The 18,177-nt window shown below is 41.5% G+C and carries 17 protein-coding genes; 8 read left to right on the top strand and 9 right to left on the bottom strand.

Annotated elements, in window-relative coordinates; all coding sequences use genetic code 11:
* Positions 1–36 precede the first annotated feature (36 nt).
* Complete coding sequence (locus tag J7545_RS17105; protein WP_318700263.1) at positions 37–1,521, top strand: aminotransferase class I/II-fold pyridoxal phosphate-dependent enzyme; 1,485 nt, start codon at positions 37–39, stop codon at positions 1,519–1,521.
* Positions 1,522–1,589: 68 nt separating this feature from the next.
* Positions 1,590–2,186, top strand: coding sequence for a precorrin-6Y C5,15-methyltransferase subunit CbiT (gene cbiT / locus J7545_RS17100; protein ID WP_318700264.1), 597 nt, complete (start codon positions 1,590–1,592; stop codon positions 2,184–2,186).
* Positions 2,187–2,278: 92 nt separating this feature from the next.
* On the opposite strand, the gene J7545_RS17095 is transcribed toward cbiT, so the two are convergent.
* From J7545_RS17095 to J7545_RS17085, 3 genes are read right to left on the bottom strand one after another with little or no spacing between them, the layout of a single operon-like run.
* On the bottom strand, positions 2,279–3,229 hold the full coding sequence (locus J7545_RS17095) for an NAD-dependent epimerase/dehydratase family protein (RefSeq protein WP_318700265.1): 951 nt from the start codon (positions 3,227–3,229) through the stop codon (positions 2,279–2,281).
* 49 nt (positions 3,230–3,278) lie between these two features.
* On the bottom strand, positions 3,279–4,196 hold the full coding sequence (locus tag J7545_RS17090) for an Npun_R2821/Npun_R2822 family protein (RefSeq protein ID WP_318700266.1): 918 nt from the start codon (positions 4,194–4,196) through the stop codon (positions 3,279–3,281).
* 2 nt (positions 4,197–4,198) lie between these two features.
* A complete protein-coding gene (locus J7545_RS17085; protein ID WP_318700267.1) occupies positions 4,199–5,212 on the bottom strand; it encodes an Npun_R2821/Npun_R2822 family protein in 1,014 nt (337 codons plus the stop codon).
* 268 nt (positions 5,213–5,480) lie between these two features.
* Between J7545_RS17085 and J7545_RS17080 the strand changes: the two genes are divergently transcribed.
* Together J7545_RS17080 and J7545_RS17075 are read left to right on the top strand one after the other, a co-directional pair.
* On the top strand, positions 5,481–5,996 hold the full coding sequence (locus tag J7545_RS17080) for a hypothetical protein (protein WP_318700268.1): 516 nt from the start codon (positions 5,481–5,483) through the stop codon (positions 5,994–5,996).
* Positions 5,936–6,976: a hypothetical protein gene (locus J7545_RS17075; RefSeq protein ID WP_318700269.1), complete on the top strand. Its 1,041-nt coding sequence runs from the start codon at positions 5,936–5,938 to the stop codon at positions 6,974–6,976. The genes J7545_RS17080 and J7545_RS17075 overlap by 61 nt, the downstream gene beginning before the upstream one ends.
* A 17-nt stretch (positions 6,977–6,993) precedes the next feature.
* Here J7545_RS17075 and J7545_RS17070 read toward each other — a convergent pair whose 3' ends face one another.
* Genes J7545_RS17070 through J7545_RS17060 form a run of 3 tightly spaced genes read right to left on the bottom strand, consistent with a single transcriptional unit; the run spans position 6,994 to position 10,024 of the window.
* On the bottom strand, positions 6,994–7,986 hold the full coding sequence (locus J7545_RS17070) for a glycosyltransferase (protein WP_318700270.1): 993 nt from the start codon (positions 7,984–7,986) through the stop codon (positions 6,994–6,996).
* Between the two features lie 13 nt (positions 7,987–7,999).
* Complete coding sequence (locus J7545_RS17065) at positions 8,000–8,911, bottom strand: sulfotransferase (protein WP_318700271.1); 912 nt, start codon at positions 8,909–8,911, stop codon at positions 8,000–8,002.
* 18 nt (positions 8,912–8,929) lie between these two features.
* Complete coding sequence (locus J7545_RS17060) at positions 8,930–10,024, bottom strand: hypothetical protein (protein ID WP_318700272.1); 1,095 nt, start codon at positions 10,022–10,024, stop codon at positions 8,930–8,932.
* A 187-nt stretch (positions 10,025–10,211) separates the two neighbouring features.
* Here J7545_RS17060 and J7545_RS17055 point away from each other — a divergent pair, with 187 nt between their 5' ends.
* Together J7545_RS17055 and J7545_RS17050 are read left to right on the top strand one after the other, a co-directional pair.
* Entirely contained in the window at positions 10,212–11,330 is a 1,119-nt protein-coding gene (locus J7545_RS17055; protein WP_318700273.1) for a hypothetical protein, read from the top strand.
* Positions 11,331–11,356: 26 nt separating this feature from the next.
* The gene (locus J7545_RS17050; RefSeq protein WP_318700274.1) at positions 11,357–12,637 is read left to right on the top strand and encodes a glycosyltransferase; all 1,281 of its coding nucleotides are present in this window, start codon (positions 11,357–11,359) and stop codon (positions 12,635–12,637) included.
* A 51-nt stretch (positions 12,638–12,688) separates the two neighbouring features.
* Here the strand turns inward: J7545_RS17050 and J7545_RS17045 are convergent, their stop codons facing one another.
* The 3 genes from J7545_RS17045 to J7545_RS17035 all read right to left on the bottom strand — a co-directional run bounded on the left by J7545_RS17045 (position 12,689) and on the right by J7545_RS17035 (position 16,208).
* The gene (locus J7545_RS17045) at positions 12,689–14,701 is read right to left on the bottom strand and encodes an ABC transporter ATP-binding protein (protein WP_318700275.1); all 2,013 of its coding nucleotides are present in this window, start codon (positions 14,699–14,701) and stop codon (positions 12,689–12,691) included.
* Positions 14,702–14,728: 27 nt separating this feature from the next.
* Entirely contained in the window at positions 14,729–15,934 is a 1,206-nt protein-coding gene (locus tag J7545_RS17040) for a glycosyltransferase family 4 protein (RefSeq protein ID WP_318719914.1), read from the bottom strand.
* A 64-nt stretch (positions 15,935–15,998) separates the two neighbouring features.
* Positions 15,999–16,208: a hypothetical protein gene (locus tag J7545_RS17035; RefSeq protein ID WP_318700277.1), complete on the bottom strand. Its 210-nt coding sequence runs from the start codon at positions 16,206–16,208 to the stop codon at positions 15,999–16,001.
* A 169-nt stretch (positions 16,209–16,377) separates the two neighbouring features.
* Here J7545_RS17035 and gloB point away from each other — a divergent pair, with 169 nt between their 5' ends.
* Both gloB and rplI read left to right on the top strand, forming a co-directional pair.
* The gene (gene gloB / locus J7545_RS17030; protein ID WP_318700278.1) at positions 16,378–17,151 is read left to right on the top strand and encodes a hydroxyacylglutathione hydrolase; all 774 of its coding nucleotides are present in this window, start codon (positions 16,378–16,380) and stop codon (positions 17,149–17,151) included.
* 107 nt (positions 17,152–17,258) lie between these two features.
* Entirely contained in the window at positions 17,259–17,717 is a 459-nt protein-coding gene (rplI, locus tag J7545_RS17025) for a 50S ribosomal protein L9 (RefSeq protein WP_318700279.1), read from the top strand.
* Positions 17,718–18,177: the final 460 nt, after the last annotated feature.

Raw genomic sequence — 18,177 nt, 5'->3', positions numbered from 1 at the left:
CAACTGGGTTGATTGAAAGTTATAGGATTTACCAAAGTGTCTCAAGCCAAAACCCCCATTTTAGATGCGCTTCGCCACTATGTGACCCACCCTCACGCTCCGTTTTATACTCCTGGCCATAAGCGGGGAGTTGGTATTTCTCGCCCTTTGGCTGATTTATTTGGGAGTTTGGTCTTTCAAGCGGATTTATCGGAATTGCCGGATCTGGATAATTTATATGCTCCAGATGGGGCAATCCGAGAAGCCCAAGATTTGGCAGCTCAAGCGTTTGGTGCCGATCGAACCTGGTTTTTGGTCAATGGTTCGACAGTCGGTGTAATGGCTGCGATTTTGGCAACTTGCACCAGTGGCGAGAAGATCATTTTACCCCGAAATATTCATAGTTCGGCAATTTCTGGATTAATTCTCTCTGGAGCGATGCCGATTTTTGTTAATCCGGAGTACGATCCGGATTGGGATATGGTCAATAGTGTTACGCCGATGTCGATCCAGAAGGCATTGACCCAACATCCCGATGCGAAGGCAGTGATGATGGTTTATCCAACGTATCAGGGGGTTTGTGGAGATGTGGAGGCGATCGCTCAGTTATGCCATGACTCTCATATTCCCTTGATTGTAGATGAAGCCCATGGCCCCCATTTTCACTTCCATCCAGATTTACCTCCTTCGGCCCTATCTTGTGGCGCGGATGTAGCGATTCAATCGAGTCATAAGGTTTTAGGAGCGATGACACAAGCCTCAATGCTTCATCTGAAAGGGGCGCGGATTGAGCCGGAAGCCATTCGGCGATCGCTCCAACTGCTCCAATCAACCAGCCCCAGTTATTTACTGCTCGCCTCTTTAGATGCTGCTCGTCAGCAGATGGCTCTCCAAGGAGAGAGCTTGATTTCCCAAACCTTACAGTTAGCAGAACGGGCACAACAAAGCCTAAAAACCATTCCTCAATTAAAAGTTTTAGAGACCAAAATCAGCAAGGGGTTTCTTGCTTTAGATCCCACTCGCTTAAGTATTAAAGTCACTTCTTGCGGCTTAACCGGCTATCAAGCCGATCGACTTTTACACGATCGCCACGGGGTTATTGCTGAATTACCCTCTGCCCAGTCTTTAACCTTTATTATTAGTCTGGGCAACACTCAGGCTGATATCGATCAATTAGTCCAAGGATTAGCTCAAATCTGCCCAACCCAAGGGACTCATGAGTGTTCCTCCGATCCCACCGTACTACAACGATGGCAAGAAGAATGTTTATTTGTCCATCCATCTTCATTTTTAATTAGTCCTGCCCTTTCTCCTCGTCAAGCCTTTTTCTCTCAAACAGAAACCTTACCTTTAGAACAAACAGATGAGCGTATTTGTGCAGAAATCATTTGTCCCTATCCTCCCGGCATTCCCGCAATCATGCCGGGTGAAATGATTAATATGTCAGCCTTGGATTATCTACAACAAGTCCTATCCCTAGGAGGGACGATCTCCGGGTGTAGCGATCCCACCCTGAAAACTTTAAAAGTTGTTAGGCAATAGTAAAGAGGGGAGAATCCAGTACGATAAAATTTGCTCTAGCTTTCTCTCTGATGGTAGGATCACCCTTTATGTCCCTTTGGCCCTTTGTTTCTCCTGGTATCCCCGACGATCTATTTGAGAGGTTACCTGGTATTCCCTTGAGTAAACGGGAGATCCGATTATTATTGATTTCTGCTCTGCGATTGCGTAAGGATTCAATTTTGTGGGACATTGGTGCAGGAACCGGTACAATTCCCGTGGAAACGGGGCTATTGTGCCCTGAAGGACAGATTTTTGCCGTCGAGCGAGATGACGAGGTAGCCAGCTTAATTCGTCGAAACTGCGATCGCTTTGATGTTAATAATGTAGAAATTATTGAAGGGAATGCCCCCGAATGTTTAGAAAATATTCCTCTGCGCCCCCATCGAGTTTGTATGGAAGGCGGACGCTCAGTTAAACAGATTTTAGAAGCCGTCTGGAATTTGTTACTCCCAGAAGGACGGATTGTGGCAACCGCCGGATCGTTAGAAAGTTTATACGCTTTATCCGAAGGGTTTGCCCAGCTACAAGTGAGACATATAGAAGTCGTTCAATCTGGGGTTAATCGTTTGGAAAAACGGGGCATGTATCAAGTTTTTGCCGCCGTCGATCCCGTATTTATTATTAGTGGAGAAAAACTTGGTTAATGGATATCAGAAAAATGCCAACCAACAGGATTTCCTAAATTCATAAACCTCATTTTATGAGAAGACAAGGGGCTAGGGGCCCCTTACCTCGATCAACTATAAAGTTCCTTCACCCATTCCCACTCCTGAGTTAAGCCTTCTTCTAAAGATACTTGGGGCTGGTATTCCAGCAATGTCTTGGCTTTGGAAACATCAGCGCTGGTATGACGAGCATCGCCCATGGCGCGATCGATGTGGTTTCTACGGATAGGTTGACCAACAATTTTTTCCATCGTATCCAGGACATCCATCAATACGACCCGACTCCCTCCACCAATATTAAAAATCTCTCCAACTGCATCAGGAGCGGTTGCAGCCCCTATATTCGCAGCTACAGCATCTTGAATAAAGGTGAAATCCCTCGTTTGTTGACCATCCCCATAGACATCAATCGCCCGGTCTTCCAACACCGCTTTGTAAAATTTATGGAACGCCATATCCGGCCGTTGACGGGGACCATATACCGTAAAATACCGTAGAGCCGTAAACGGAACCTGAAAATTTTGGTGATATAAGACACATAATCGTTCCGCCGCCAATTTTGTGATCCCATAGGGAGAAACCGGTTGGGGAGGAATGAGTTCTGAAGTCGGAAAGGTTTCCGCGTTTCCATACACTGATGAGGTCGAAGCATAAACAAACCGCTTCAACGTCGTGGAATTTTTCGCTGCTTCCAGCATAATCTGAGTCGCATTGATATTCCGTTCCGTATAGGAGCGAAACCCTTGCCCCCAACTCGCACGCACTCCTGCTTGCGCTGCTTGGTGATAAACTACTTCTACATCAGTGAATAAGGAATTCCAATCTAAGGTTTGAATATCTCCTTCTATAAGGGTAAACTGAGGATGGTTTTGAAAACGACTAACATTCCGGCGTTTCAGTGTTGGGTCATAATAATCGTTAAATTGATCGACACCAATGACTTCTTGAGCTTGATTGAGTAAGGTTTCGGCTAAGGTGGAACCAATAAAACCGGCTACGCCAGTTACAATTACTTTAGTCATTACCCAGATAATTTCTCGTTTTTATTCCTGCACAATTATAGGAGATGAACTAACCGAGGATAGTTTTCTTAATATTTCTCAGTTTCTGTTTCCATTGCAGTTCAGTTTTAGGGGCTGGAGGGTCAGCCGGAGGATTGGGATCTCCGAGGTAGCGGTAATGTTTCCAAATATTCCAATAGGGACAACCGGGTTCAATTCGTATACCTGCCCAGTGGATATATTGTAAGGATTGGTTCGTTTTCGGGTCAATTAAGGTATTCCCCTGTTGCTGAAAATGGGGACTTCCTGCCCAACTTCCTGGAGCTTTTCCGGGTCTGCGAACGACATTGAACCGACGGTTAATTTGCTTCAGGATAGTGTAGTTAATAATGGGTTGATCGGAGGTTTTTTGACTAAAGTCGAAGTATTCTGGATGTTGGGCGCATTCTGTAAAGGCTTCATAGAGATCGGTTTCGGTTAGCAGGTTCTTTTTAGAAGCCCAAAATCCACAGTTAAAGATGTCTTGTAAATCGTTTGGGGTAAACACTCCGTCTTCAATTACTTTGTTGGTAAATACATTGGCGATTCCCCCTGCATGTTGATAGTCGCAGCACAGAAAGTCGTATTCGTCAAGATAGTTGAGGTTGTCAATAATCTTTTCAAAAACGACGATATCGGTATCAATATAGAGAAATTGATCGAATTCCCCAAACCAACAGGCTTGTTTGCGAAATTGGTTTGGACGGGAGAAAAAGCCTTCACCAAAGGTATCATAGAGCTTTTGAGAGAGCCGTTCAATGAAGTCTAAATCTCCGTACAGAGATACTCCATAGTCGCTTTTGAGTCTTTCGGCAAGGGTCTGATGGTTGTCGTCGTAGGGTATCAAGACGATGGGGGTATCTTTGTCGTAATATCGGATACTATTGAGGAGGGCGATCGCCTGCTCGGTAAATTTATCGTTCGCTGTAATATAAATTCCGCGATTCATGATTATTTCCTAGATGTCTTAATCCCTAATTTACGAAAGACTTTATCCATAAATGCCGGAGGTGGGTTATAAGGTTGAGGTTTCCCGACAAATTCAGGTCGATTTTCGGGTTCGTGCAGATAGCGATAGTGTAAGAATAGTTCTCGATAGGGAAAGTCGAAGTTTTCCCCAGCACACAGACGAGTAAATACCTTGGAAGAAAGTCCAATATAGTGGAGGTACGTTAACTGCATCCCTTTATCATAGAGCAAATGATCTCGTTCCTCAAAGTGAGGAGAAGTTACGGAACATCCCGTAGTCTGTTCTTTCGGGAGGTGTAGGGAAAAGTTGTAAATGTCCAAACCCGATCGCATGGTCATATAATTCAGAACAGATTGATTAGGGGCTGATGGGTATAAAATTTCAGCTTCTCCAGCTTGCAGGTGAGCAACCAGCTCATTTCTTTGCTCAACGGATAACAATCCTCGTTTAGACCCATAAAATCCAGCACAGAAAATCTCTTGACGAATTCGTTCTTGGGGGAAGATTTCAAATAGTTTGGAACTCTCTAAATTATAAATATGAGAGGGGTCTTTATACTGGAAATCATAGACAACGAAATCATGATGATTAAGTTCCTCAAAGACGAAATCTAGGGAGTTGAGAACCAATACATCCGCATCAAAGTAGATAAATTTTTCAAACGGACTATTTGGGTCAAACGCACAGTACCGACGGTTCATTCCGATACGACGAACTCCCTGAATTCCCTGATCTTTCCACTGTTGCAGTACATTAGGATGTGCTTTCCAGACCTCGTAGGAAAATTCTTCCCAAGGAGCAAAGATCTCTGGATCGTTGAGTAATTCTACATTTTTTCTTCGACTAATTTCTGCTTTGACGCGATCCAGGCGATCGTCATAAGCAATCACACAGACGGGTGTATCAGCACCAACATTGACTTCTATACTGTTCAGCAGTGCAACCAGTTGATCGTAAACCACATCATTAGCAGATGTATAGATTCCATGAGTCATAGGATTGAATACACAAGGACATACTAGAGATCGGGCTACCAAAACATTAAGTCTGTCTGGTTTCTTTTGTTTATTGTTACTCATCGAAGATAGTTTTGACAACTATTAACTAGAGTCATTTTGAAAGATCTTAATGAGGGGTCACTTCTTGACAATGCTCTGAGTTTATGACACCATTTAATATGGGAATGTCATAGACCAATTCATGAAGAAGAAAGTTATCTTCATAATGGGCATTGGTTGCTCCTGAGCAACCCTAGTAGAACTAATGCTTGGCAGCCATCCTAAAGCTTTCTTATTAGGTGAAATTAGTAAATTGCCTGAAATTGTAGGAAAAACGCAACAAAACTGGGCTTGGACTCCACCAGGTAGCACATTTTGGCAAGATAAATTCACCGAGACCGAATTAAGGCAGTTAGCATCTGGATTGTCGGATCACCGGTTACACAAGTATATTCCTTTGAAAATTGAGAGATCGGTTAGAGAATGGCTAGGTAACGATAGCATATTAAATCCCTACACAATACTCTTTTCCAAAATAGAAGCTGAAATTCTCACGGATTCTAGTAAAACAGTTCATTGGATATCGAATAAACTTAAAGCGAGAGAGTTTAGACAGGGGGAAATTGACGCTTATTTACTGTATAATGTTCGTGATGGTCGAGCCGTTGTTAATTCTTATTTACGACTTAAAAGAAATACCCTAGAAGAAATAAGTCACAGATGGGTGAACCTATTAAAGGAATACCACGAGTTCTACAATCAATTTCCAGAGGAGAGGTAGCTGGATATATGATTAAAGTTCTATTAGTTCGAGACTATAAGTCCTCCTGTAATGTGCCCTATTTAGTGTATTGTACATACTGGCTAAAAAGGCTATTCCTGATTGATTTTACAGAAATCAGTCTTCATGATTATGTGACTTTTAATCAAGATTCATATGATATTGTCATATACTCGCCTCCTCCTGGTGAAAATGCAAGAAAATTTTTGCGAAACCTTTCAGTTATTAATAGAACAGATGAAAAGTTTTTAAATTCTAAAAAAAGCAAAGTATTATTTGACACCCACGATCATGGCAATTATGATGGTTTTCCTAGATTTGAATCTCTTGCTCCAGAAATTGTTACCTCATTACCCAGAATTAAGAATGCTCCCCATAAAGAGTATTTACAAAAATACAATGTGGTTTGGACTACTACTTATCCCATAGGACTGAATCCTCGTTCTCCAGCCTATAATTATTTTGGTAGCTTTGCCATATCTCAGAAAAAAGTTGAGCGCAGTATTGATATCTCCTGTAGAGTAAGGATTACCCCCAATAAAAAATCTTATCGACAACAAATGAGAGAGGCAACTCTCAATATTATTAAGACCTATCAGGGAAGTAATTCAATAGATACAGAATACAAAGAAAAAGATCCCAACTATAAAAACTATCTGTCTCGTGTTTTGGTTTCTGTTTGTCCACCAGGACATGGACCCGGAACATTTAGACATCTAGAGAGTTTAAATGCTCAAACTTTAATGCTATCTCATGATTCGATTGATGCGATCAAACTATTACCTAATTCTGATTTAGTTGAAGGAGAGGATTATATTTCATTTAATTTTGATAATTTGACCAATAAGCTAGATATGCTTCTAGCAAATCGAGAGAAGGTCGCTTGGATAGCCAAAAATGGGCAGAAAAAATTTACTCAGGGGTATTCTGTATGGACTTCTACTTGGAAACTGTATCAACTTTTGTCTCAGCTTGCTTAAAAAAAATTCGATTGGGACTAGGAGGTAAGAGATTTTAACCGTCTCTTAATCGCTTCTGCTTTAATCAACCAATAGTGTTGTTGCATGTACATCCATTTCAATAGATCGGCTGATTCTAGCCAACGTTGATAGGCAGGAGTCGCAATATCTGTGAGGAAGGTTTTCCAAGAGGAGAGGATGGTTTCAATGCTGGTTGCTTGAGCGCGATCTCGCCCATTGGCGATCATCTCCTGCCGCAACTTTGGATTGTCTTTCAAAGTTTGAATGGCGGCGATCGCCTCCTCTAGAGATTTAACCTCAATATAGTCCAGATCGCTGCGTCGTTCTGCTTGAAACGCTGATTCAGCTCCCAAAATAACGGGAACCTCTGCACGCCAAGAGTTGTAGAGTTTAGTTGCCGGTTTCCACAGATAGCTTTCGGTTGCTTCAAAGGTACGGACTGCAATTACAGCATCTACATCACTGTAATCATGCCATCGCTCTTTGGGTACAATAGTCCATTCTAACCCCATCTCTGCAAGGGTTTGAGACCAGGAGGGATCTTTTAATTCTGGAGCCAGGTTATAACTGATGCCAAAATAAGCGATGTTTTCAAAGCGATCGCCGCGATCGCGATCGCGAGCAATCATTCCAGGTTGAGACCAAAGCGGAATATAATGGCTATTCTTAACAACTTGAGTTTCCCTTGGATTTTGGACAATATGCATGTGAGCATAAGGATGAACTGCTTGATCGGCTTTCATACAGACCATCAAGACTTTGGGGATTGGTCTCAATTCATACTTAAACGAATCCCGATGAGCTAACACAATACCTTCATCTGGAATCGATCCTACTAAGCTACAAGGAAAGCCATCGGACTTAAGATGTAAATAAGTTTGCAAAGTCCAACAGTAAATTCCACGACCAAACCCTTCCCAATAACTCTTAGCATTATTTGGCATATCTTCTAGCCAGTCTGCTTGAGGAAGGTAAAAATAGATGGGAGGTAAGTTATCATAATTGCTCATGTTCGCTAACTCCTCAACCCTCCAACCACTTCGATAAATCTCGTCCAATCAAATCTTGAAGCTTCAGAATATCCTCCCGATACTCTTCTGTCAGTTCCTTGCGTAGCTTGGGAGATAATTTAGGCTTCCCTAAGTTTTGCTGTTTCAGTCTATCAGCAATACTTTTACGAAACTTCATCGGTAACAGGGTTTTTACCACGGCTTTAACAGGATTTGGTCGATTCAGCAGAGTATTCACTGTCTGATTTTTGGGAACACGAGTAGGGTTATGTTTCTTGCTCACATTAGGGGAAAAGTTATCCTCTACTTCTAAAAATTGAAAAACCTCTTTCATCAGTCCAGTTGGATTTTCAATCAAATCGTCATAGAGATACACTCGAATCTGCTTCGCATCGAAAGTATCAAAGTATTGCTTTAACTGAACATAGTAAAATCCCCGGCGTTTATGATGCCATTGAAAGCTCCAATTTTTGGCAATCCTATCCTCTTCTTCTTTCAGAGTTTTAGCAAAATCTGGAACCGGTTCTCTTCCATTACTCAAAGAAAATAAAAAATGTGAAAACGCCCGTTCTGCTGGCTGTCGGAGAATTGCAATCAACTTGGCATCAGGAATATAATGATGAATTCTTTGAGCTGCTTTTTCACTGTAAATATATGACGTAGATGCTTCTCCTATCGCTTTCTCATTAGTTACCTCTGCAAACAATTCCTGATAGCTTTGCAAATCAGTAATGGCATTCGTCATCACATGAGTGCCATTGGGGCCAATACGATTAACCTCTTCTCCTTCTAGAGTAAAAAAATCAGGTTCTTTTTGATCTCTAGACGCTGGCATATAGACTTGTGGATGCTGCTTAAGGTAGTAATATAAAGAAGATGTTCCTGATTTAGCCGCGCCAATCAATAAAAAGTTAGGTAGGGTCATAGTTTTATCTCTAAATTTCTATTGTTCATTTAACCAGAGTTGGGCCACCTGTTCCCAAGTCTCATTTTTAACGAGATGGGAAAACCGTTCGCGGATCTCTTGCAATTTTGAGGGATTTCGCATCAGCTCTATAATTTTCCAAGCTACTGCTTCTTGGGTTTCTTTCGTATAAGGATTACCTGATACTTTAACACAATATTCTTTATCTTTCAGTCCAGCATAATCCGTCGTTACGGGGACAGCACCCACTAGGGCAGATTCTCGCACTGTATTACAATCAAGCTCTTCAAAAGTACATCCATAATAATTAATATTAGAAGTAGCTTTCTCGGCCATAAGCTGTTCGCGACCTATCTTTCCCTGTTCAATTACGCCCGGTTGTTGCATCAAGGTTTCCATTTTCTGTTTCCAATCTTCTTTGATTTGTCTCGGCCAACCGTAGTAAATATGAAGTTTGGCTTCAGGAATTTCTTGGTGAATCAAGGGCCAGCCGAATTCTAACATTCTTTCTAGACCTCGGATATAATTGGATGCGTAGATAATTTTATAGGGATCTTTAGTCTGTCCACAAAATTTAAGGAAGGAGGGATCGAATCCATTGGGGATAATCGCAATTTGGCGATCTGGAATTTCTGGTAATAAGGATCGATGGAAGAAATTTTTACAGAACACCTTATCATAGCCTTTTAGTTTTTCATAGGTCACTTCTTCTGGCAATAGAACAGAACCTAAATCGAGCCAAACCCTTTTTGCTTTGATCGGAAATTTAATTCGCCAGGCAAACTGCCACATGATTAACGTATCAAAAGAATCGCAAGGATTAAACTGGGTGTGGTGATAATACTGGACTCCATCATACAATCCTTGTTGAGATCCACAATTATTATAGACAGTAACAGAATAACCTAATTTAATCCATTCACGAGATAAATAGACAATGCGGGCATCTGCACCTCCTAATCCAGTTTTTAGACTTTCTGGAGACCATTCATAATCAGTATCTCCCGTATAGTATACAATAGACTTATCTGGCCATATTTTAGATTTTAAGCCCTGGTTTATAAGTTTTATTTGTGACTTTACCTTCCCAAGTGTTTTTTGATAGATGTTCATGAAACCCATACTTGAATACATCCGTTATGATATAGTTGTAACATTACCAAGTTTTGGTTAGACTCTCCGAAATGATTGACTGTTTTACTCGTTCCTTAATTATCCATGATCATCATAGACCACCTGTTTAGACTAGAGACAGAAAATAAAGAAATCTTCACTATCTCCATGACATAAAGTACGGCCAATGAAAAAAATCAAAGCATGGGTTAAGCAAAAACTCCCTAATCTTCAGACTCTTTATAAGAAGATAACGGCTAAAACATGGTCTCCTCATTCAATCGTTTATTATACCGGGAACCACCATGAAGGATTAACTCCAAATAGCTTGAAAACTGGTGCAAGTGGTTCTCATGCGGCTGTTATTTATCTGGCCAGAGAATGGGTGAAGTTAGGATATCAAGTCACGGTGTATAGCAATTGTGGCGATCAAGAGGGACTTTATGATGGAGTAGAATATGTCAACTATTATAAATTCAATTGGTGCGATCGCTTTGATACCGTGATTATTTGGAGACATTCTACCTTACTCCAGCATCCCATTAATGCCAAGAACCTTTGGTTAGATTGGCATGATACTCTAGGCCCGGCTAAAGCCTTTACAACAGAACGATTAGAACCTTTTGATAAAATATTTTCTAAGAGTCATTATCAACGCCAACTATTGCCCCAGTTTAATGATGATAAATTTGTCGTCATCAACAATGGAGTGAGTGAAGATATTAGCCCATTATACAATACACCTAAAACCCCCTACAAATTAATCTATGGCTCGCGCTACTATCGAGGATTAGAGTATATGCTAACTTACGGGTGGCCGATTATTAAACAAGAAATTCCTGAAGCAGAACTTCACTTATTCTATGGGTTTACAAAGCGAGATAATCACCCTAAACACTCTGAGTGGAGAAAAAAAATGATCGATCTGATGAATCAGCCTGGTGTGTTTGATCGCGGTCGTGTTTCTCAAGATAAGATTCTAGAGGAAAAAGCAAAATCATTGATTCATTATTATGGTTGTACCTATCCAGAAATTGATTGTATTTCTGTGCGTGAATCAGCAATGGTTGGTTGTATTCCAGTCATGACTGATTTAGCCGCTTTAGGTGAAAAATCTTATGGTATAAAGGTTTCTGGAGATCCAGAATCTCAGGAAACGCAAGAAGCAGTAGCCTATAAAGTAATTGAGTTAATGCGGGAAGACCCGGAAAAATTGCAGTTAATTCGCGAACAATTTCAGCAGTTAGCTCAAGAAGAGACCTGGGCAAAAGTTGCACCTATTTGGTTAAAAAATCAGTATAATTAAGTTTAATATTGGATTTTTTTGTAGATATGGCTTACTCAACTAAGATGAAACTAATTATCCCCATTGAATATTATCGATCGGGTGGTGTCGAGCGAGTAATTATCTCTCTTATTGAAGAATTTTCTAAGAAAATAGAAAAAGTTATTATAGTTTTACCTAAAAAAGATATTCATTATTTTCAGAAAATACTACCCTCTTCTGAGATCATAGTTTACGAATCTTTTGTCCCGCCAAAGAATATACTTTTATCTTTTTTAAGAATTTTAATTTCAGGATCAAAGATATTTAAAATCAAACAACTGGAGAAAAAAATAAAGAAAGTTAGAAACAAGCAGTCCAAGCATAATGCACTCAATGGATTAATTGAAAAGTATCAAGCGACCCATTGTTTATATGTTTTAACCAATCGATTAACGCCACCTAACCTCAAAATCCCTTTGGGAATGATCGCTCATGATGTATTTTGGCGGTTTGCCCCCATGACCTATCCAGAAGATTATGTGAGAGAGTACGATCAAAGTTTGTTAGCATGGCTGAAAAAATCCGATCTAGTTTTTACGGTTTCTGAAAAGACAAAGACTGATATAATATCAACTTTTCCTGGTTTTTCATCCAAAATTAAACCCATTTCTAATGCTGGGGTCGCCATTCGTAAGATGGAAAGTGATAGAGAGACAACTGTTAACTCTAGCGATCGAATTACATTTTACTTTCCTTCTTCATTTGGAATTTATAAGGATCACTTAACGTTACTGAGAAGCGGGATAAAAGTTGCTCAGAAAAAACTTCAGTTCCAGGTTGTACTTACCGGTAAGGAAACAGATGCTTTAGTCAATGGGCGTTTAAGCCTGTCCCAGCAAAGTAGTACTCAAGAATATTCTAATTATTTAAATCAATGCCATCAAGTCTATTCAGACAATAGAGATTTAATTGAGCAGTATTTTAACGGTTTGGGTTATGGAGAATATGAACAGGTAGAATATTGGTATCAGCATTGCTCTTGTGTGATTATACCGTCACAATATGAGGGTTTTGGTCTGGCTCTCTCGGAAGCAATTTCAAGAGGTTTACCGGTTATTGCTTCAGATTTAGAGGTATTTCAAGAGCAAGTTAGATTGTATCAGTGTTTTGATCAAGTTGAGTTTTTCCCTCCAGGAGATGCAGAGGCTTTAGCTGCGTGTATGGAAAGATTTGTTCATCATCCTAAGAGTAAGTTGAATCCAGAAAAAACACAAGAAAAACTATCTCTTTGGACTTGGAAGGATGCAGCACAACAGTACATTAGTTTGTTAGAGTCTGTTGTTTAGCCTCCAAACCAAGGGAATGATTTTTTGTGTTCTTGTTAGTGCTGTTTTAATTTAACGTAGCTTATTTTCAAATACTTCAAAGGTTCTGAGCAAGTTGATGGCTGAACGATAGGCTTCTTCGGTCAATTCTAATTGTTCCTCTGGAGTATCGACAATCTCATCGGCTAATAATCGTAAAGAACCAATCATCGAATTGAGTTGAGTTCTAGCTTCGTAAGATGCTTTTGATAGGGTTTGATAGTCAATCCTTTTCTGTCCAGTAGTTTCTGATGCTTCTGTTTCTGAAAATTGCATGGAATGCAGACGATGATATAACCCTTTTTTTTCTAATAATTCCTGATGAGTCCCGACTTCCATCACTTGACCTTTATCTAAAACAGCAATTTGATCGGTGTTCTGAATGGTGGAGAGACGGTGAGCAATGACTAATGTAGTCCGATCGCGGCTCAGATGGTCGATCGCCTCTTGGACAATACGCTCAGACACCGTATCGAGCGCACTCGTTGCTTCATCTAGGATTAAGATATCCGGATCTTGTAGCAGCGCTCTGGCGATCGCCAACCGTTGGCGTTGTCCTCCAGAAAGCATCACACCGCGATCGCCCACCTCCGTTTCCCATTGTTTCGGCAATTGCATAATAAAATCATAAGCATTCGCCTGTTTCGCCGCCGTTACCATCTCATCCTCCGTAGCATCTGGACGAGCATAAATAATATTATTTCTCACTGTATCATTAAACAGAAACGTTGTTTGACTAACAATCCCCATAGATTTTCGCAAACTACGCAGCTCAAACTCACGAATATCACGGCCATCGATCAAAATAGAACCTTCCGTCGGATCGTAAAATCTGGGCAACAAATCTGCAAATGTTGATTTTCCTGCTCCTGACGAACCCACCAACGCCAAACTCTTCCCTCTAGGCAAGACTAAATCAGCTTTCTTAATGACCAAATGATTATGACCGGGATAAGCAAATGATATCTCTTTGAAATGAATTTTATCCTGAAACCCATTAAACGGAACAATTCCTTGAGTCATAATCGGCTTATTATCACGCCGCCAGATATCATAGGCAAAATCCACACTCGCTGACGCTTTAGCCAGAGTATTTCGGACACCATTAATCGAATTGACCACCGGCATCATCCGAAATAAAACAAACAAATACGTGAGTAGAATCGCTGACAAATTTTCCAATTGACTGGAGAAAAACGCACGGCCGACCAGTAGAATAGAAATCACTGTAAATATATTCGTAATTTCGCTTAAGGGCTTAATTAGGGCACTATTACTTTGCGCTAAGAAGTTAAATTTTTCCAGCTTAAGCATCATCCTCTTAATTAAACCAAACTCTTGCTGCTCATTTCCAACTGACTTAACTAATCGAATTCCACCTAAAACTTCCAACACCTTAATCGAGTACATCCTTTGCTGATTAGATACTTCTTTTCCCAACTGCTTAGAACGTTTGACCACACCTTGGTTAACCACGGCAACCATAACGATCATTAGAGTTGAAATAACGGTCAATTGCCAGGACAAAGAAACGAGGAAAGACAAGAAAAAAAACGAGGTGATTAGGTAGATGGTCAAATCCACATATGAATTAATTGCGGTTGTTGTTTGTGTTGTATCTCCCCCTAAACGTTTCGTGATATCACCCAACTTATTCTTACTATAAAAATCAATATCTGTTTCTAGAAGAGTTGACATAATATCAATCTTCATACAATTGGTCATTCTTCGCTTGAATGCGGCTGCCACAATAGCACGCAAATAATTCACCCCTTCCTTCAATATAATTGTCAATATAATGGCTGCTAACATTACCCCCAATCGGTACTGTTCAGGAATACCTTCAAAGGGGGCAAAGATAAATTTCAGCGCAGGAGGCGCTCCTTTAAGTTCAACTTCCTGTCCGACAATCTGAAGAACAACTGGAATAATCAGGGCAGTATTGACCCCATTAAAAATGGCTCCAGAGAATCCTAGGATAATGTTGCTGATTAAGGGGATCGGATATTTTTTTAAATACTTAAATACAAACTCTCTAGACGACATACTGTACCTCTTGACCTGATCTCAATGTTATATAGTTTTATGTTTACGAAGATTGTCAATAAGATTTTTTAATTCTTTTGACATAGCTTCAATATTATAGTTTTCCATACATCTTTTGCGGCTTTTTTGGCCTTGTTCATTGGCTAAATCTAGATCCTTGAAAATAGAGTCAATCCGATCGGCAATTTGATCGGGAGACTCTGGATCGACTAAATAACCAGTTCCTCCTAAAATTTCTGGTAAATCCCCCACATTAGAGGCTAAAACTGGCTTGGACATAGCCATCGCATCGGTCAATTTTAGCGGGAATTGGGCTAAGGCTGCCGGTGTATTCCGTTGGGGAACGACTACTACATGGGCCGCAGACACCACCTCTGGCATTTTCTCGTAAGGCAGTTTGGGAATCTGAATAATCCACCGTCCCCATTTCTCTTGCAAATGGCGATCGTAATCATCATAAGGACTACCCCCAATAATAACAACTCTCAAATCCGGTTGATCGAGTTTATCTAAAGCCAGTAAAACATCTTCAATGCCTTTGTAGGGTCTTGGCGCTCCGGGAAACATTAGCACTCGATAGTCTGAAAGTCCGTAGCGCTCTCTGGAAACTTCGGGATTATAATTCTGGGGATTAAACAAGGTTGTATCTTTACCATTGGGGACATAAACTCCACCAAAACGCTCCTGCAAAAATCGGGTATGAACCGTTACTGCATCAGCTAGAGAAACTTGATTTTCCATCCATTTTAGATAGAGGGGATGATCGGGCATTCTCAGCGCTCCCTGTGGCTTGAGAATATCGCGGCCAAACTGTTTTAAGCTGGGACGATAGCGCCATTGGTCTCCCCCGTGCCAACTTAATTCCCAATCATCAATATCTACAATTACGGAGCAACGACGTTGCATTCTTTTGAGTAAGGCTAAACCAAAACTGGTAGGTTTTGGTCTTAGGGCATACAGAATATCTCCTTGAATGGCTTTGAGTAAGGTTTGGGCAGAGCGGAAAAAACCTGGATAGTTGACACCAGGTACACAAACGATGGGATACTTGGACTCAGAGGTATTTGGCGGTTCACCGAAACTAAAGCCCAGAATTTCTACGTTATGCCCCAATTCAGTTAATGCTTGGGCCAATAAAAAGGTGCGGACAGCTCCTCCCCAACGACCGGCACCTGCTTGCGAAAGATCGCTGACGAGTATAGAAATTTTTAAGGCATTAGATGTAGTCTCCATCACAGGCGATCGCCCCAATAGATCGGAATCAATACAGTTATCTTTGGTATCATTTTTTTCTCTCTCAAGAATCCACTAATTTCAACCGTCCAGTTTGTAGAGCATCCAATATCCGGTTAATCTCCTGTTTCATCTCCTGATTCAGTTTCATATTCGAGATCAGGGCAGAACTGATAATCAAGTATTCTTTCGGTGTCAGTTGACCTCTCTCAAGAATGCCTTTAACCACTTGATGGGTGACCAAGTTCGGTTGGTTAGATGGAGAACGGGACATAAAGGGTTTGTCTAGTTGGCGATCGCGTGATAACGTTTTAGGCTACTCATGGGGGAGGGTCGTCTTGATGGCTTTTCTAGTGGATCAAAACTTTACCTCACATCTTACCCTTACAATAGGAGAGAAGAGGAAAATTCTGAAGTTCATTTAAGTATACCCTCAAGATCCTATGCAAGTTTACCGACTTCCTGCTCTTTCCGATAACTATATCTTTGTTTTACACGATCGCCACCTCAACCAAGCTGCTGTCGTCGATCCCGCCCAACCGCAGCCCGTCTTAGAGTGCCTAGCGCCGCTCGGTGCAGACCTAATCGCCATCCTTAACACCCATCATCATAGCGATCATATAGGAGGCAATCAACAGTTAATGGAGAGATTTCCCCAACTGCAAGTTTATGGGGGGGCTGTAGACCGGGGGAGAATTCCAGGACAACACTTTTTTCTTGAAGACGGCGATCGCCTCACCATTTTAGGCCAAGAGGCACAAATCTTCTTTGTCCCCGGTCATACCAAAGCGCATATTGCCTACTACTTCCCTCCAACAGATACCCGTGAACCCGGAAATCTGTTCTGTGGAGACACCCTATTTGCCGGTGGATGTGGTCGCCTCTTCGAGGGAACCCCAGCCCAGATGGTTAATTCTCTGAGTAAATTAAGAAATCTTCCCGATAATACCCAAATTTGGTGCGCCCACGAATACACCCTCAGCAACCTCAAATTTGCCCTAACGGTAGATGGAGATAACCCCAAATTACAAGAGAGATTTGCCAGCGTCAAGGAAGCGAGACAAAACAACCAACCCACCGTCCCCTCCTTCTTGGGTCTGGAAAAACTCACCAACCCCTTCCTGCGTTGGGATAAACCCAGTTTACAAGCGGCTGCTGACAGCACCGATCCCGTGCAAACCTTTAGTCGCATTCGCGGTAAAAAAGACCTGTTTTAGAGCTTTGAACAATCAAGGATCAGTACAGGAATTGCGATCGCCCCCAAAGTCGGATATAATCAAAGACTTTGATCCAACTTAACTCACTAGAGAACAGCCAACTCATCATGAGCAAAAGAGTACAAATCGTATTAAACAAAGATGTAAGCAAACTCGGCAAATCCGGGGATGTGGTAGATGTTGCCCGTGGTTATGCCCGTAACTATCTCATTCCCCACGGTATAGCCCTGCGTGCCACCCCAGGTATCCTCAAACAAGTCGAAATTCGTAAAGAAAAAGAACGTCAACGGCTACTCGAAGAAAAACGTCAGGCTGAAGCCCGAAAAACTGCCCTGGAAACCATCGGTCGCTTCACTATTCGCAAACAAGTCGGCGAAGGAGAAGCTATTTTTGGAACAGTTACTGACCGAGAAGTCGCTGAAGTTATCCTGGAAACGACTGCCCAAGAAGTAGACCGTCGTGGCATTACCCTACCGGAAATCAGCAGACTCGGATTCTATAGTGCCGAAATTAAACTGCACCCTGAAGTAACCGCAACTGTTGAAATCCAAGTTGCTGCCCTTTAGGGATGGGGAGATAGGGGGATAGGGAGACCTTTAAAGTAGACTTATTCTATTCTCCACCTCCCCACATCTCTCTATTCCCGTTACAGTCGAGCAAGAAGTCGCCTTCTTGCCCTCTGCTCCAAAACCGTGCGTGCGATGAAAGTCGCACACGGCTCCTGAATAATCAAGCTGTTGTCATCAGCAGAAACTCTGGATTTTCCTTGTCTGGTCGGTTTTGGCGACTACATCCATACCTCACTTATGAGTGGGTTCATAGCATAATATCGCTACTGACTCCCCAGACTTCTTGATTATCCGTCTCTTGTGGGCATATCCTTGAAAGGATCGCATCTACATGATGATTGAGCTGTCAAGGTTCTGCTATTTTTTCTGGGTTGATAGCGATCTTCAATCAACCCATAGGTAGTTAACCTTGCCACTAATCCCCTAAACTAACGAGTTAGTCTAGTTTCTAGCGAAC

Source organism: Roseofilum sp. SBFL (genome assembly GCF_017746885.1).
Classification (GTDB): domain Bacteria; phylum Cyanobacteriota; class Cyanobacteriia; order Cyanobacteriales; family Desertifilaceae; genus Roseofilum.
Note: the sequence above shows the minus strand (reverse complement) of the source record. Positions and strands in the feature narration are given on the sequence as shown.